This window comes from Sphingomonas sp. VDB2 (assembly GCF_047946695.1).
Lineage (GTDB): Bacteria > Pseudomonadota > Alphaproteobacteria > Sphingomonadales > Sphingomonadaceae > Sphingobium > Sphingobium bisphenolicum.
The window spans coordinates 2,093,842-2,107,489 of sequence record NZ_CP159615.1; the positions used below are offsets into that span (position 1 = coordinate 2,093,842).

Genomic DNA, 13,648 nt, shown 5'->3' on the forward strand with positions numbered 1-13,648 from the left:
ACAGATGATGAAGACCCCGATGATTGCAACGGCTCTGACCATTGGGCTGATGCTGGGCGCGTCCGTCCCCGCCCTGGCCCAAACGGCATCGCCACCCGCCACCGCCCCGACCGCCGTGACCGACCCCGCGTCGGAAAAGGTCAATATCGTCATCGTCTATGGCGACGACGCCTGCCCGCAAAGCGCTGGCGACGACATCGTCGTGTGCGCGCGCAAGGGCGAGGAGGAACGTTATCGCATCCCCGAACCGCTGCGCGGCGATCCCAACATGCCGAGCAAGCAGGCCTGGGGCGAACGGGTGCGGTCGATGGAATATGTCGGCCGCTCCGGCACCGAAAGCTGCTCGCCGGTCGGCAGCGGCGGCGCGACCGGCTGCTTCGCGCAACTGTCCCGCCTGGCCAAGGCGGAGCGGCAGGCGCTCGACAATGCAAGCTGGAAGGATCTGGTCGCGGCCGAGCGCGCCAAGCGCCTGTCCACCATCGATGCCGACAGCGACGCGATCGAGGCGCGGGTGAAGGCCGAGGAAAAAGCGGCGCAGCAGCCCGCACCGGCGCCATCTGCGACCCGGCCATGACGGATTGTGGGCGTTGATGACGTCCTGATCCATGAACCGCCGGGCATTGGGCACGCCCGGCATCCAACGGGGGTGGTAAAGGATTCTCTTATGCGACCGCGCGTCGTGTTTCCCCTGGTCGGCCTGTTGCTGGCCCCGCTGCTTCCCTCTCCGGCGCTTGCGCAGGCGGAGCCACCGCCCGAACGGATCATCAACCTGCTGGTCTATGGCGACGATCCCTGCCCGCAGAGCAAGGGCGACGAGATCGTCGTGTGCGCCCGCAAGCCCGAGGCGGAGCGCTATCGCATCCCCAAGAAATTGCGGGAAAAGCCCGCCGTGTCGGGCGGTCCGGGCTGGGGCAGCCAGGTGGCGACGATGGAGCAGACCCAGCGGCAGACGCTGCCCAATAGCTGCAACGCCATCGGCAGCAACGGCTTTACCGGCTGCACCGCCCAGATGCTGCAACAATGGTTCGCCGAACGGCGGATGCAGGAAAGCGCCGGCGAGCCTTGAGACAGGCTAAGACCTGATGGATGTCAGGGCCGCTGGCCTTCCAGTTCCGGGCCGCTGTCCACCGTCGCGCGGAAATCCGGCTTGTTGCTGATTCCCGCCGCCTGTTCATAGGCCAGCCCCGCATCGAGCAGCCTCTGTTCGGCATAGGCCGCGCCGATGAAGCTCAACCCTACCGGCAGGCCGCGCACCAGCCCCATCGGCACGGTCAGATGCGGATAGCCCGCGATCGCCGCCGGGCCGGTGGAGCCGCCCGGCCCCTCATATTGATCGCCCCATACGGTATCGGACGGCCAGGCCGGGCCGTAGCTGATCGTCACCAGCAGATCGACGCGGTTATCAGCCAGCATCGCGTCGATCCCCTCCCGCCCCGCCAGCCGCAACGATGTTGCGCGCGCCGCTTTGTAGGCCGGGTCGTCCAGCCCGGCCTTGGCTTGCGACAGGGCGAAGATTTCCTGCCCGAACAGCGGCATCTCCGACGCCTTGTGCGCGTCGTCGAAGGCGATGAGACCGGCGAGCGTGCGGCTGTCCACCTGGTCGGGCCGTGTGGTGGCGAGATAGGCGTTCACGTCCGCCTTGAACTCATATTGCAGCACGTCGTAGCTGGCGGCCGACATGCCTTCCATCGGCGGTTTCTTCACCTCCACCAAGGTCGCGCCCATTCCCTTGAGCAGCGCCAGCGCCGCTTCATAGCGCTCCAGCAGTTCCGGTTGCGCGCCGCCGCGCAGCACGCCGATCCGCATCCTGCCGATCGCGGCGGGATCAAGCGCGGCGGCATAATCGCCCGCATGGGCCATGGCGTCGGCAGTGGCAGGGTCGGCGGGGTCGCTGGCGATCAGCGCCGACAGCAGGATGGCGACGTCGCGCACGCTGCGCGCCATGGGGCCGGCCGTATCCTGGCTATGGCTGATCGGTACGATATGGGTGCGGGGTATGAGGCCGACCGTCGGCTTCAACCCCGCCAGCCCCATCATCGAGGCGGGGCAGATGATCGACCCGTTGGTTTCGCTGCCGATCGCGGCAGGGGCGAAGCCGGCGGCGACCGCTGCGCCCGATCCGCTCGACGACCCGCAGGTGGTGCGATCGAGCGCATAGGGATTGCGGGTGAGCCCGCCGATCGCGCTCCAGCCGCTCATCGACCGTTCGGAGCGGAAATTGGCCCATTCGGACAGGTTGGTCTTGCCCAGGATGATCGCGCCCCTCGCTCTTAGCGCTGCGGCGACCGGCGAATCGCGGCCCGGATCGTTGCGGGCGAGCGCCAGCGACCCGGCGGTGGTCGGCATCCCCGCCGCCTCGATATTGTCCTTGAGCAGGATCGGCACGCCATGGAGCGGCCCGCGCAGCTTGCCCGCGCGGCGCTCGGCATCCAGCGCCCGCGCGTCCTGCATCGCATGGGGATTGAGACTGATGATGCTGTTGAGGCGCGGCCCCTTGCGGTCCATCGCTGCGATGCGTTTGAGATATGCGCGCACTGTCTTCTCGCTGGTCGTGCGGCCGCTCGCCAGATCGGCGGAGAGCGACGCAATCGTCGCCTGCTCGCTCTGCGCCCGCGCGGGCGCTGCGGTCAACAACAGGGCAAGGATCGGCAACAGCGTCTTCATCGCGGATAGACCTCGTCCATATGGGCAAGGCTCTTGACGATCAGCGCCTCCAATACCGCCATGTCGATGCCGGACAGGCGTTTCACATAGAGGCAGCCCTTGCCGCGCCGATGCGTGCCCAAAGTGGCGAAATCCATATCCGCCAGCCCGGCCAGATAGAAGACCAGCTCCGCCTTGCGCGGCGCAAAGCCGATGCGGCAGCTCTCGCCCTCGCGCCCGCTGTCATAGCGATAGTGATAGCGGCCGAAACCGATGATGGTGGCCCCCCACAGGCGCGGCGGTTCGCCCGACAGGCGCGCCATCAGCGCCGCCGCGATCCGGCCGTCCGCGCGCCGCTCTTCAGGCTCGACCGCCGCCAGAAACGCGTCCACGTCCGCCGCCGTTTCGACCGTCTTGTTCGCGTCCTTCGCCATGGCTTGCCTTCCCCGCGCCGCTCGCCTAGAGGCTAGCGCGTCATCTGGGGAGTAGCCAGCCGTTCCGCCGAGGAACGGGCCATATGTCAACATATTTGGCCGAGAGGCCATGGCATATGGGACGCGGGTCACCGCTTCTGGCGAGACCAATGGCATCGGCGCTTCTCTGTCCGGCCGGGCGGGAGGCGACGGTGGCATTGCGTCTGTTTCACTTCCGCCCGGCCCCGGAAATTCACGATGGAAGCTCTCTTCACCTCCGCCGCGCTCGTCGCGCTCGCCGAAATGGGCGACAAGACGCAGTTGCTGGCCATGCTGCTCGCCACCCGCTTTCGCAAGCCGGTGCCGATCATCCTGGGCATTTTCGCGGCCACGGTCGCCAATCATTTCCTCGCCGCGCTGGTCGGCCATTCGATCGCAGGCGTGCTGACGCAGGAGTGGTTCCGCTACGCCGTCGCCGCCTCCTTCATCGCCATGGCCGCCTGGACGCTGATCCCCGACACGTTCGACGAGGATGCGCCGCTGAAAGCCCCGACCAAGGCGGGCGTGTTCGTGACGACGCTGGTCGCCTTCTTCCTGGTCGAGATGGGCGACAAGACGCAGGTTGCGACCGTGGCGCTGGGCGCGCGGTTCGACAATCTGGTCGCCGTCACCATGGGCACGACGCTGGGCATGATGATCGCCAATGTGCCGGCCGTCCTGTTCGGCGAGGCGCTGGCCAGGAAGGTGCCGATGCGCGCGTTGCAGATCGGCGCGGCGTTGCTGTTCCTGGGTCTGGGCCTGTGGATGCTGGCCGATCTGCAAGGCTGGTTCGGCTAAAGGCGGTTGTCAGCGCGCGGCGGCTGTTGCAAGGGGTTTGGCAAAGTCATTCCCTTAAATTTGGACATGGGACGCGCGTGATGAAGGACAGTCTGGTTACGGTGTTCGGCGGCGGCGGCTTTCTGGGCCGGCAGGTCGCCCAGGCGCTGATGGCGCAGGGCGCGCGGGTGCGGATCGCGCAGCGCGACCTGGCCACCGCGATGAAGGTCAAGACGCTGGGCAATCTGGGCCAGACCCAGTTCGTGGCCGCGGACATCCGCAAGCCCGACAGCGTCGCTCGCGCCATCCATGGCAGCGACGTCGTCGTCAATCTGGTCGGCATATTGGCGGGCGATTTCGACGCCTTCCACCATGTCGGCGCGGCCAATGTGGCGAAAGCCGCCGCCGCCGCGGGCGTGCGGGCGCTGGTCCATGTCTCGGCGATCGGCGCGGACGCCGAAAGCCCGTCGGCCTATGGCCGGTCGAAGGCGGCGGGCGAGACCGCGGTCAAGGCCGCCTTCCCCAGCGCCACCATCATTCGCCCGTCGATCGTCTTCGGGCCGGAGGACCAGTTCCTCAACCGTTTCGCCGACCTCATCAGCCTGTTCCCGGTCGTCCCGGTGATTGCGCCTGCGACCAAATTCCAGCCGGTCTATGTCGGCGACGTTGCCGACGCGATCGCCCATGCCGCCGCGCAGCCCGGCCTTTATGGCGGCAAGACCTATGAGGTCGCCGGCCCGCAGGTGATGAGCATGAAGGAGATCAACGCCTGGATCGCCAAGGCGATCGGCCGTGACAAGCCCCTGATCGACGTGCCGCAGGGCGTCGCGTCGCTGCTGGCGATGCTGCCGGGCGGCCCGATCAGCCGCGACCAGCTCGCCATGCTGGGCCGCGACAATGTCGCAGCGCCCGGGGCGGAAGGGCTGGAGGCGCTGGGCGTCGCGCCGACGCCGCTCGGCGCAGTCGCCGACAAGTGGATGGTCCGCTATCGCCGCCACGGCCGTTTCGCCGGCCGCGCGCGCGCCTGACATAGCCTTGTTCTCCCGCGCAGGCGGGAGACCAGCCCCACCGTCCGAACTGGATTGAACCGAGTCACGTGCCTCGGTTCAACGCCTTCGCGAGAGCACGCTGCGCCAAAGGCTTCCCATGGACCTCCATTATCTGACCGTCATCCTGCTGGGCATCGTGGAAGGGCTGACCGAATTCCTGCCGGTATCCTCGACCGGGCATCTGATCCTGGCGAGCGAATTGCTGGGCTATGATTCAGCCAGCTGGGCGATGTTCAACGTCGTGATCCAGCTCGGCGCGATCCTGGCGGTGGTGGTGCTCTACTGGCGCACTTTCTGGGCGGTGGCGATGGGGCTGTTGCGGCGCGAGCCGGTAAGCTGGCGGTTCCTGCGCAACCTGCTGCTCGCCTTCATCCCCGCCGCCATCGTCGGCCTGGCGCTGCACGACTATGTCGAGATGCTGCTGGGCGCGCCCAGGGTCGTCGCCTGGGCGTTGATCGTGGGCGGCGTAGCGATCCTGCTCATCGAACGCATGGTGAAGGAACAGCGGTTCCACGGCATCGCCGACATCCCCGCCATCCGCGCGCTGGGCGTAGGCCTGATCCAGTGCATATCGATGATTCCCGGCGTCAGCCGGTCGGGGGCCACGATCATGGGCGCGCTGACGCTGGGCGTCGAGCGGCGCACCGCGGCGGAGTTCAGCTTCTTCCTGGCGATACCGACCATGTTGGGCGCGACGACCCTGGAACTGCTGAAGAAGGGCGACCAGATCACCAGCGCGACGGTGGGCTGGGACAGTATCGCGCTCGGCTCCATCGTCTCCTTCTTCGTCGCCCTTCTGGTCATCAAATGGTTCGTCGGGCTGGTGTCCAAACATGGCTTCACCCCCTTTGCCTGGTATCGAATCGTCGCCGGCTGCGCCGCGCTGATCTGGCTCGGCATGAGGTAGGTCCGAAACGGTCCTTATGTTACGCTAGTTTTTGCGATCAATTCGCAATTAAGCGGTAAAATCCCATTTAATTAGTAAGTCATGCTGACCTAACTGCCAGAATCCACGTGACTGCGCGGGTTTTTCTGCTATGCGCGCTGCTGAAACAGATTCAGAGGCGATCCATGGCTGACAATCCGATGCTGAAATTTGTGGGTAAGGCACAATCCTACCCGGAAAAGCGCGCGGCGGACGACCGCGCCGACGATTTTCTGGAAATCAGCCGCAGCTTCATTCTCGATAAGGCGGAGGAACAGGCGTCGCGCTGCTCGCAATGCGGCGTCCCCTATTGCTCGACCCATTGCCCGCTGCACAATCATATCCCCGACTGGCTGCGCCTGACCGCCGAAGGCCGGTTGCGCGAAGCCTATGAACTGTCGAACCTGACCAGCACCATGCCGGAAATCTGCGGCCGCATCTGCCCGCAGGACCGGCTGTGCGAGGGCAATTGCGTCATCGAATTTTCCGGCCATGGCGCCGTGACCATCGGCAGCGTCGAAAAATACATCACCGACACCGCCTGGAAGGAAGGCTGGGTCGAACCGCTGGTCCCCGGCGCGGCGCGCGGCCAGTCGGTCGGCGTCATCGGTGCGGGACCGGCCGGCCTGACGACGGCGGAATATCTGCGCGTGGCGGGCTATGAGGTCCATGTCTACGACCGGCACGATCGCGCCGGCGGCCTGCTGACCTATGGCATCCCCGGCTTCAAGCTGGAGAAGGACGTGGTCATGCGCCGCATTCAGCGGCTCAAGGACGGCGGCATCATCTTCCACGACAGTTTCGAGATCGGCCGCGACGCCACGCTGGAACAGTTGCGCCAGAAGCATGACGCGATCCTGATCGCGACGGGCGTCTACAAGCCGCGCGACATCAAGGCGCCGGGCGTCGGCGCCGCGGGCGTGGTCAAGGCGCTCGACTATCTTACCGCCTCCAACAAGGCGGGCTTCGGCGACGCCGTGCCGGAACATGACGACGGGTCGCTGCTGGCGACCGGCAAGAATGTCGTCGTCATCGGCGGCGGCGACACCGCGATGGACTGCGTCCGCACCGCCATCCGCCAGGGCGCCAAGTCGGTGAAGTGCCTCTATCGCCGCGACCGGGAAAATATGCCCGGATCGCAGCGCGAAGTCGCCAATGCCGAGGAAGAAGGCGTCGAGTTCGTCTGGCTGACCGCGCCGATCGCTTTTGAAGGCACAAGCCAAGTCACCGGCGTCAAGGTCACCAAGATGCGCCTCGGCCAGCCCGACGCCTCCGGTCGTCGTGCGCCGGAAGCCGATCCGGGCAGCGAACATACGCTGGAAGCCGATCTGGTCATCAAGGCGCTGGGCTACGACCCTGAAGAACTGCCCAGGTTGTTCGGCGCCGACGACCTGTCGGTCACCCGCTGGGGCACGCTGCGCGTCGATCACAAGACGATGATGACCAGCGTGGACGGCGTGTTCGCGGCCGGCGACATCGTGCGCGGCGCATCGCTGGTCGTCTGGGCGATCCGCGACGGGCGGGATGTGACGGATCATATGCATCGCTATCTGAAGGCGAAGGCCAAGGCGGGCGAAAGGGTCGCGGCGTGATGCGCTTCACTTCCCTTGTCGCCCCGTTGCTGCTGCTATCCGCCCCGATCGCTGCGCAGGCCCAGACGCCTGCGGCAACGGTAGAAGCTGTCGATCCGGCGCTGCTGGCCAAGGCCAAGCCGATCGCCGCTGTCATTCTGCCCGATGGCACCATGGAAAAAATGATGGGACCCATGATGCAGAAGATGATGGGACCGATGATGGACGGCATGACCAAGATGCCGATCCGCGAGTTCCTGAAAGTCGGTGGCCTCGATCCGGAACAGGCGGACAAGCTGGGCGAAGGGACGATCGAGGAGATGATGGCGATCATCGATCCCAATTTCCGGAAGCGCATGGACGTGGTCGTCAACAGCATGATGCCCGCAATCGGTCGCTTCATGGGGCGCTATGAACCGGATATGCGCGAAGGCATGGCGGAGGCTTTCGCCTCTCGCTACAATTCTGCCGAACTCGACCAGATCGGCGCGTTTTTCAAGACGCCCATCGGCGCGAAGTTCGGCGCAGGCTTCATGGAGCTGGCTGCCGACCCGCATTATATCGGTCGACTGCAGAAGGTGATGCCGGAAATGATGCAGGCCATGCCGGAGATCATGAAATCATCTGCGGCCGAACTCGAAAAGCTGCCCAAGCCGCGCACCTATAACGACCTGACCAAGGCTGAACGCGACCGCCTCACTGCATTGCTCGGGGCGGACGCCAAGAAGGCCAACTGACAATCGACGCCGGCGATGCCGGCAATCAACGGAATGACAGCGGCCGTACCCAAAAAGCGGATGGCCACAGGCAAGGGTAAGTCATCATGACCGACACCAACTTCACCGCCAGCCCCGAAGAACGCGCACGGATCGCGGCCGAGGGCATGTATCATCCCGAGATGGAAGGCGACGCCTGTGGCGTGGGCCTGGTCGCCGCGACCGATGGTCGGCCCAGCCGACGCGTCGTCGCCAGCGCGATCGATGCGCTCAAGGCCGTATGGCATCGCGGCGCGGTCGATGCCGACGGCAAGACCGGCGACGGCGCGGGCATCCATGTGGACCTGCCGGTGCGCTTCTTCGACGATGCGATCGCGGATTCGGGCCACAAGCCGCTGCCCAATCGCCTCGCCGTCGGCATGATCTTCCTGCCCCGCACGGACCTCAGCGCCCAGGAAACCTGCCGTACTATCGTGGAAGCCGAGATCATCGAGGCCGGCTACACCATCTATGGCTGGCGCCAGGTGCCGGTGGACGTGTCGGTCATCGGCGAAAAGGCGCAGCGCACGCGCCCCGAAATCGAGCAGATCATGATCGCCGGCCCGATGCCGGAGGAACGCGACCAGGCCGAATTCGAAAAGGACCTCTACCTGATCCGCCGCCGGATCGAAAAGCAGGTCATCGCCGCGCAGATCCAGGATTTCTACGTCTGCTCGCTGTCGTGCCGGTCGATCATTTACAAGGGGCTGTTCCTGGCCGAATCGCTGTCGGTCTTCTTCCCCGATTTGCAGGACGAGCGGTTCGAAAGCCGCGTCGCCATCTTCCATCAGCGCTATTCGACCAACACCTTCCCGCAATGGTGGCTGGCCCAGCCGTTCCGCACCCTCGCCCATAATGGCGAGATCAACACGATCCGCGGCAACAAGAACTGGATGAAGAGCCACGAGATCAAGATGGCGAGCCTCGCCTTCGGCGAGCAGTCGGAGGACATCAAGCCGGTGATCCCGGCGGGTGCGTCCGATACCGCCGCGCTCGATGCCGTGTTCGAAGCGATCTGCCGGTCGGGCCGCGACGCGCCGACGGCCAAGCTGATGCTGGTCCCCGAAGCCTGGCAGTCGGCGAGCGCCGACCTGCCCAAGGCCCATGCCGACATGTACGACTATCTCGCCTCCGTCATGGAGCCGTGGGACGGGCCGGCCGCGCTCGCCATGACCGACGGCCGCTGGGTCGTCGCCGGTGTCGACCGCAATGCGCTGCGCCCGCTGCGTTATACGCTGACCGGCGACAATCTGCTGATCGTGGGTTCGGAGACCGGCATGGTCGTCGTGCCCGAAACCACCATCGTCAAGAAGGGCCGCATGGGTCCGGGCCAGATGATCGCCGTCGACCTGCTCGAAGGCGAAATCTATGACGACCGCGCGATCAAGGACCGGATCGCGGGCGAGCGCCCCTATGGCGAACTCATCAAGGACTTTCTGACCGTCGCCGACCTCGGCAACGCGCCAACTGCGCTGCCCGGCTGGGACAAGGCCGAACTGACCCGCCGCCAGGTCGCCGCCAACCTGACGCTGGAGGATCTGGAACTGATCCTCTCGCCCATGGTGGAGGACGCCAAGGAAGCGATCGGGTCGATGGGCGACGACACGCCGCTCGCGGTCATTTCCGACAAGCCGCGCACGATCAGCCATTTCTTCCGGCAGAATTTCAGCCAGGTGACCAACCCGCCGATCGATCCGCTGCGCGAACGGCATGTGATGAGCCTGAAGACGCGCTTCTCCAACCTCCACAACATCCTGGAGGAAGGCGCACAGAACAGCCATGTGCTGGTGCTGGAATCACCGGTCGTGACGAGCGCCGAATGGGCGCGGCTGAAGGCCTATTTCGGTCCGTCCGTGGCCGAGATCGACTGCACCTTCCCCGCGAGCGGCGGGCAGGAGCAACTGCGCGCCGCCATCTCCCGCATTCGCGAGGAGGCCGAGCAGGCGGTGCGCGAGGGGCGCACCGAAATCTTCCTGACCGACGAGGGCGTCAATGCCGATCGCGCGGCGATCGCCGGCGTGCTGGCGGCGGCGGCGGTCCATACGCATCTGGTACGCAAGGGGCTGCGCAGCTACGCATCGATCAACGTGCGGTCGTGCGAAGCGCTCGACACCCATTATTTCGCGGTGCTGATCGGCGTCGGCGCGACCACGGTGAACGCCTATCTGGCCGAAGCCAGCATCGCCGACCGCCACAGCCGCGGCCTGTTCGGCGATCTGGCGCTAGACGCCTGTTTCGAACGCTATCGCACGGCGATCAACGAAGGCCTGCTCAAGATCATGTCCAAGATGGGCATCGCGGTCATCAGCAGCTATCGCGGCGGCTATAATTTCGAGGCGGTCGGCCTGTCGCGCGCGCTGGTCAACGATCTGTTCCCCGGTATGCCAGCGAAGATTTCAGGCGAGGGCTATGCCTCGCTCCATTACAGCGCGATGCTGCGCCACGAGCAGGCGTTCGACGCCGCTGCCGTACGCCTGCCGATCGGCGGCTTCTACCGCCAGCGCCAGGGCGGCGAGAGCCATGCCTATTCGGCGCAGCTGATGCACCTGTTACAGACGGCCGTGGCGACCGACAGCTATTCGACCTATCTGCAATTTTCGCGTGGCGTCCGCGATTTGCCGCCCGTCTATCTGCGCGACCTGATGGAGTTCAACTTCGCTCGCGAAGCCGTACCGATCGACGAGGTTGAGGCGACCACCGAAATTCGCAAGCGCTTCGTGACGCCGGGCATGTCGCTGGGCGCGCTCAGCCCCGAAGCGCATGAGACGCTGGCGATCGCGATGAACCGCATCGGCGCCAAGGCGGTGTCGGGCGAAGGCGGCGAGGATGCGAACCGCTTCAAGCCCTATGACAATGGCGACAACGCCAACTCGGTCATCAAGCAGATCGCGTCGGGCCGCTTCGGCGTTCATGCCGAATATCTGGCGTCGGCCGAAGAGATCGAGATCAAGGTCGCGCAGGGCGCCAAGCCCGGCGAGGGCGGCCAGCTCCCCGGTTTCAAGGTGACCGAGTTCATCGCCAAGCTGCGCCATTCGACGCCCGGCGTGACGCTGATCTCGCCGCCGCCGCACCACGACATCTATTCGATCGAGGATCTGGCGCAGCTCATCTACGACTGCAAGATGATCAACCCGCGCGCCCGCGTGTGCGTGAAGCTGGTCAGCCAGGCCGGTATCGGCACGGTCGCGGCGGGCGTGGCCAAGGCCCATGCCGACGTCATCCTGATCGCGGGCCATGTCGGCGGTACCGGCGCATCTCCGCAGACCAGCATCAAATATGCCGGCACGCCCTGGGAAATGGGCCTGTCCGAAGCCAATCAGGTGCTGACCCTCAATGGCCTGCGCCATCGGGTGAAGCTGCGCACCGACGGCGGCCTCAAGACCGGGCGCGATATCGTGATCGCCGCGATCCTGGGCGCGGAGGAGTTCGGCATCGGCACGCTGAGCCTCGTCGCCATGGGTTGCATCATGGTGCGCCAGTGCCACAGCAACACCTGCCCGGTGGGCGTGTGCGTGCAGGATGAAAAGCTGCGCCAGAAGTTCACCGGCACCCCGGAGAAGGTCATCAACCTGATGACCTTTATCGCCGAAGAAGTGCGCGAAGTCCTTGCCCGCCTTGGCTTCCGCAGCCTGGACGAAGTGATCGGGCGGACGGAACTGCTCAAGCAGGTCAATCGTGGCGCCGAACATCTGGACGATCTCGACCTCAACCCGATCCTGGCCAAGGTGGACGCGCCCGACGACCAGCGCCGCTTCAGCCTGACGCAATGGCGCAACGAGGTGCCCGACAGCCTGGATGCGCAGATGATGCGCGATGCCAAGGCGGTGTTCGAGCGTGGCGAGAAGATGCAGCTCACCTATACGGTGCGCAACACGCATCGCGCGGTCGGCACGCGGCTGTCATCCGCCGTGACAGACCGGTTCGGCATGTCGACGCTGGCCGACGGCCATTTGACCGTGCGCCTGCGCGGGTCGGCGGGCCAGTCGCTGGGCGCCTTCCTGTGCAAAGGCATCACCCTTGAAGTGTTCGGCGACGCCAACGACTATGTCGGCAAGGGGCTGTCGGGCGGCATCATCAAGGTGCGCACGACCGTCTCCAGCCCGCTCTCGTCCAAGGACAATACGATCCTGGGCAACACCGTCCTCTATGGCGCAACCAGCGGCAAGCTGTTCGCGGCCGGTCAGGCTGGTGAACGCTTCGCCGTCCGCAATTCGGGGGCGCAGGTCGTGGTCGAGGGCTGCGGCGCCAATGGCTGCGAATATATGACCGGCGGCACGGCGGTCATCCTGGGCAAGACCGGCGCCAATTTCGGCGCGGGCATGACCGGCGGCATGGCCTTCATCCTGGACGAGGATGGCAGCTTCCCGGCGCAGGCCAACCCCGAAGGCATTGTCTGGCAGCGACTGGACAGCGTCCATTGGGAGGCGCAGGTCAAGGCGCTGATCGCCGAACATGCGGTGGCGACGGACAGCAAATGGTCCAACACCATCCTGGACGACTGGGATCGCTGGCGCCGCTATATCTGGCAGGTCTGCCCGAAGGAGATGCTGGGCCGCCTCGCCCATCCGCTGAGCGACCGGCCGGCGGAAACGGTCGCCGCCGAATAAGCGGCCTGACGCCGGTCCGTACCGATCCGATCGATGGTCCCGTGAAGGCGGGACACCGATCGGATCATGGTACAGTCAAAAACGGGGTTCGGCAGGCATGGTTGCGACCACAGGCGCCGGCGGCGGATCATCCTCCATCGCATCTTGATCGGCCGGCACGGCGACCGGCGGCGGGACTGCTTCACCAGCCGCGAATCGCCTGATCTGCGGCGGCAAGGTACGAACCGCAGCAGGCGCAGCATCGGGCATCAGATCTTGCGGCAAGGCGGCCGCCTCATAGTCCCGCACCACCGGATCGCTGGTCCCGTCGATCATGCCATTCGCATCCAGCCCCGCCATGTCAGCCTGCCAGCGCCGTTCGGCCAGGGTAGGGCCGCACCCGGTGCAATGAATGACCCCCGGCCCCTTCTGCATCGCGAAGGACGCCTCGGTCGCGACCTGATCGGCGGGCGTCGCCTCCACATAGTCGCTCGCGCTGCGCGCCGGTCTATGCGGGCTGGTCACATAGCTGCCCAACCCCAGGCCCATCATGGCCGCCACCCCCAGGGTCGCGCCCGCGCCCATCCAGAAATGCGCCGTCATCATGCGGTTTCTCCCACGCCGGTCGCGCCATTGTGCGACACTGGCTTCACCTTCTCCAATCAATCACAACGCGGATGCCGATCACTTGTTGCATGGCGCAAAAGCCTTTGCTAAGGGCCGCCTCCTACCAAGGCACCGGCCCCGCCGGTTTCCCTGTTGATGTGCGGCCATGGCGGAATTGGTAGACGCGCAACGTTGAGGTCGTTGTGGGCGAAAGCCCGTGGAAGTTCGAGTCTTCTTGGCCGCACCATCACTATCCCGCGCCATCGCCATCGGGGCGAGCGGCC

The 13,648-nt window shown here is 65.7% G+C and carries 11 protein-coding genes, 1 tRNA gene and 1 riboswitch; of the genes, 9 read left to right on the plus strand and 3 right to left on the minus strand.

The window, feature by feature from the left end:
* Positions 1-4: 4 nt before the first annotated feature.
* Both ABT375_RS10440 and ABT375_RS10445 read left to right on the plus strand, forming a co-directional pair.
* Positions 5-574 carry a hypothetical protein gene (locus ABT375_RS10440; protein ID WP_261936064.1) on the plus strand — a complete coding sequence of 190 codons (570 nt, stop codon included), beginning with the start codon at positions 5-7 and terminating at the stop codon, positions 572-574.
* 90 nt (positions 575-664) lie between these two features.
* Entirely contained in the window at positions 665-1,066 is a 402-nt protein-coding gene (locus ABT375_RS10445) for a hypothetical protein (RefSeq protein WP_416462371.1), read from the plus strand.
* A gap of 23 nt (positions 1,067-1,089) precedes the next feature.
* Here ABT375_RS10445 and ABT375_RS10450 read toward each other — a convergent pair whose 3' ends face one another.
* Complete coding sequence (locus ABT375_RS10450; protein WP_416462372.1) at positions 1,090-2,664, minus strand: amidase; 1,575 nt, start codon at positions 2,662-2,664, stop codon at positions 1,090-1,092.
* Positions 2,661-3,077 carry a DUF1801 domain-containing protein gene (locus ABT375_RS10455; protein WP_416462373.1) on the minus strand — a complete coding sequence of 139 codons (417 nt, stop codon included), beginning with the start codon at positions 3,075-3,077 and terminating at the stop codon, positions 2,661-2,663. Before ABT375_RS10455 ends, ABT375_RS10450 begins: the two co-directional genes overlap by 4 nt.
* 33 nt (positions 3,078-3,110) lie before the next feature.
* Positions 3,111-3,295, plus strand: a riboswitch (yybP-ykoY riboswitch).
* 19 nt (positions 3,296-3,314) lie between these two features.
* On the opposite strand from ABT375_RS10455, the gene ABT375_RS10460 reads away from it, so the two are divergent.
* The 6 genes from ABT375_RS10460 (at position 3,315) to gltB (ending at position 12,779) form a co-directional block, all read left to right on the plus strand.
* The gene (locus ABT375_RS10460) at positions 3,315-3,893 is read left to right on the plus strand and encodes a TMEM165/GDT1 family protein (protein ID WP_416462374.1); all 579 of its coding nucleotides are present in this window, start codon (positions 3,315-3,317) and stop codon (positions 3,891-3,893) included.
* Between the two features lie 80 nt (positions 3,894-3,973).
* On the plus strand, positions 3,974-4,900 hold the full coding sequence (locus tag ABT375_RS10465; protein ID WP_416462375.1) for a complex I NDUFA9 subunit family protein: 927 nt from the start codon (positions 3,974-3,976) through the stop codon (positions 4,898-4,900).
* A 118-nt stretch (positions 4,901-5,018) separates the two neighbouring features.
* Complete coding sequence (locus tag ABT375_RS10470; RefSeq protein WP_416462376.1) at positions 5,019-5,828, plus strand: undecaprenyl-diphosphate phosphatase; 810 nt, start codon at positions 5,019-5,021, stop codon at positions 5,826-5,828.
* A gap of 164 nt (positions 5,829-5,992) precedes the next feature.
* Positions 5,993-7,438 carry an NAD(P)-dependent oxidoreductase gene (locus ABT375_RS10475; RefSeq protein ID WP_261936059.1) on the plus strand — a complete coding sequence of 482 codons (1,446 nt, stop codon included), beginning with the start codon at positions 5,993-5,995 and terminating at the stop codon, positions 7,436-7,438.
* Positions 7,438-8,154 (plus strand): DUF2059 domain-containing protein, encoded by a 717-nt coding sequence (locus ABT375_RS10480; protein WP_416464879.1) that lies wholly within the window; start codon positions 7,438-7,440, stop codon positions 8,152-8,154. Before ABT375_RS10475 ends, ABT375_RS10480 begins: the two co-directional genes overlap by 1 nt.
* 86 nt (positions 8,155-8,240) lie before the next feature.
* A complete protein-coding gene (gene gltB / locus ABT375_RS10485) occupies positions 8,241-12,779 on the plus strand; it encodes a glutamate synthase large subunit (protein WP_416462377.1) in 4,539 nt (1,512 codons plus the stop codon).
* 75 nt (positions 12,780-12,854) lie between these two features.
* Here the strand turns inward: gltB and ABT375_RS10490 are convergent, their stop codons facing one another.
* Entirely contained in the window at positions 12,855-13,364 is a 510-nt protein-coding gene (locus ABT375_RS10490; protein WP_224548170.1) for a hypothetical protein, read from the minus strand.
* Between the two features lie 160 nt (positions 13,365-13,524).
* Here ABT375_RS10490 and ABT375_RS10495 point away from each other — a divergent pair.
* Positions 13,525-13,611 (plus strand) — tRNA-Leu (locus ABT375_RS10495).
* Positions 13,612-13,648: the final 37 nt, after the last annotated feature.

Bases quoted from the DNA above. Each gene is read 5' to 3' on its own strand.
- ABT375_RS10460 (WP_416462374.1), top strand. From the start codon at position 3,315: ATGGAAGCTCTCTTCACCTCCGCCGCGCTCGTCGCGCTCGCCGAAATG.
- gltB (WP_416462377.1), top strand. From the start codon at position 8,241: ATGACCGACACCAACTTCACCGCCAGCCCCGAAGAACGCGCACGGATC.
- ABT375_RS10490 (WP_224548170.1), bottom strand. From the start codon at position 13,364: ATGATGACGGCGCATTTCTGGATGGGCGCGGGCGCGACCCTGGGGGTG.
- ABT375_RS10475 (WP_261936059.1), top strand. From the start codon at position 5,993: ATGGCTGACAATCCGATGCTGAAATTTGTGGGTAAGGCACAATCCTAC.
- ABT375_RS10445 (WP_416462371.1), top strand. From the start codon at position 665: ATGCGACCGCGCGTCGTGTTTCCCCTGGTCGGCCTGTTGCTGGCCCCG.
- ABT375_RS10450 (WP_416462372.1), bottom strand. From the start codon at position 2,664: ATGAAGACGCTGTTGCCGATCCTTGCCCTGTTGTTGACCGCAGCGCCC.
- ABT375_RS10480 (WP_416464879.1), top strand. From the start codon at position 7,438: ATGCGCTTCACTTCCCTTGTCGCCCCGTTGCTGCTGCTATCCGCCCCG.
- ABT375_RS10470 (WP_416462376.1), top strand. From the start codon at position 5,019: ATGGACCTCCATTATCTGACCGTCATCCTGCTGGGCATCGTGGAAGGG.
- ABT375_RS10465 (WP_416462375.1), top strand. From the start codon at position 3,974: ATGAAGGACAGTCTGGTTACGGTGTTCGGCGGCGGCGGCTTTCTGGGC.
- ABT375_RS10455 (WP_416462373.1), bottom strand. From the start codon at position 3,077: ATGGCGAAGGACGCGAACAAGACGGTCGAAACGGCGGCGGACGTGGAC.
- ABT375_RS10440 (WP_261936064.1), top strand. From the start codon at position 5: ATGATGAAGACCCCGATGATTGCAACGGCTCTGACCATTGGGCTGATG.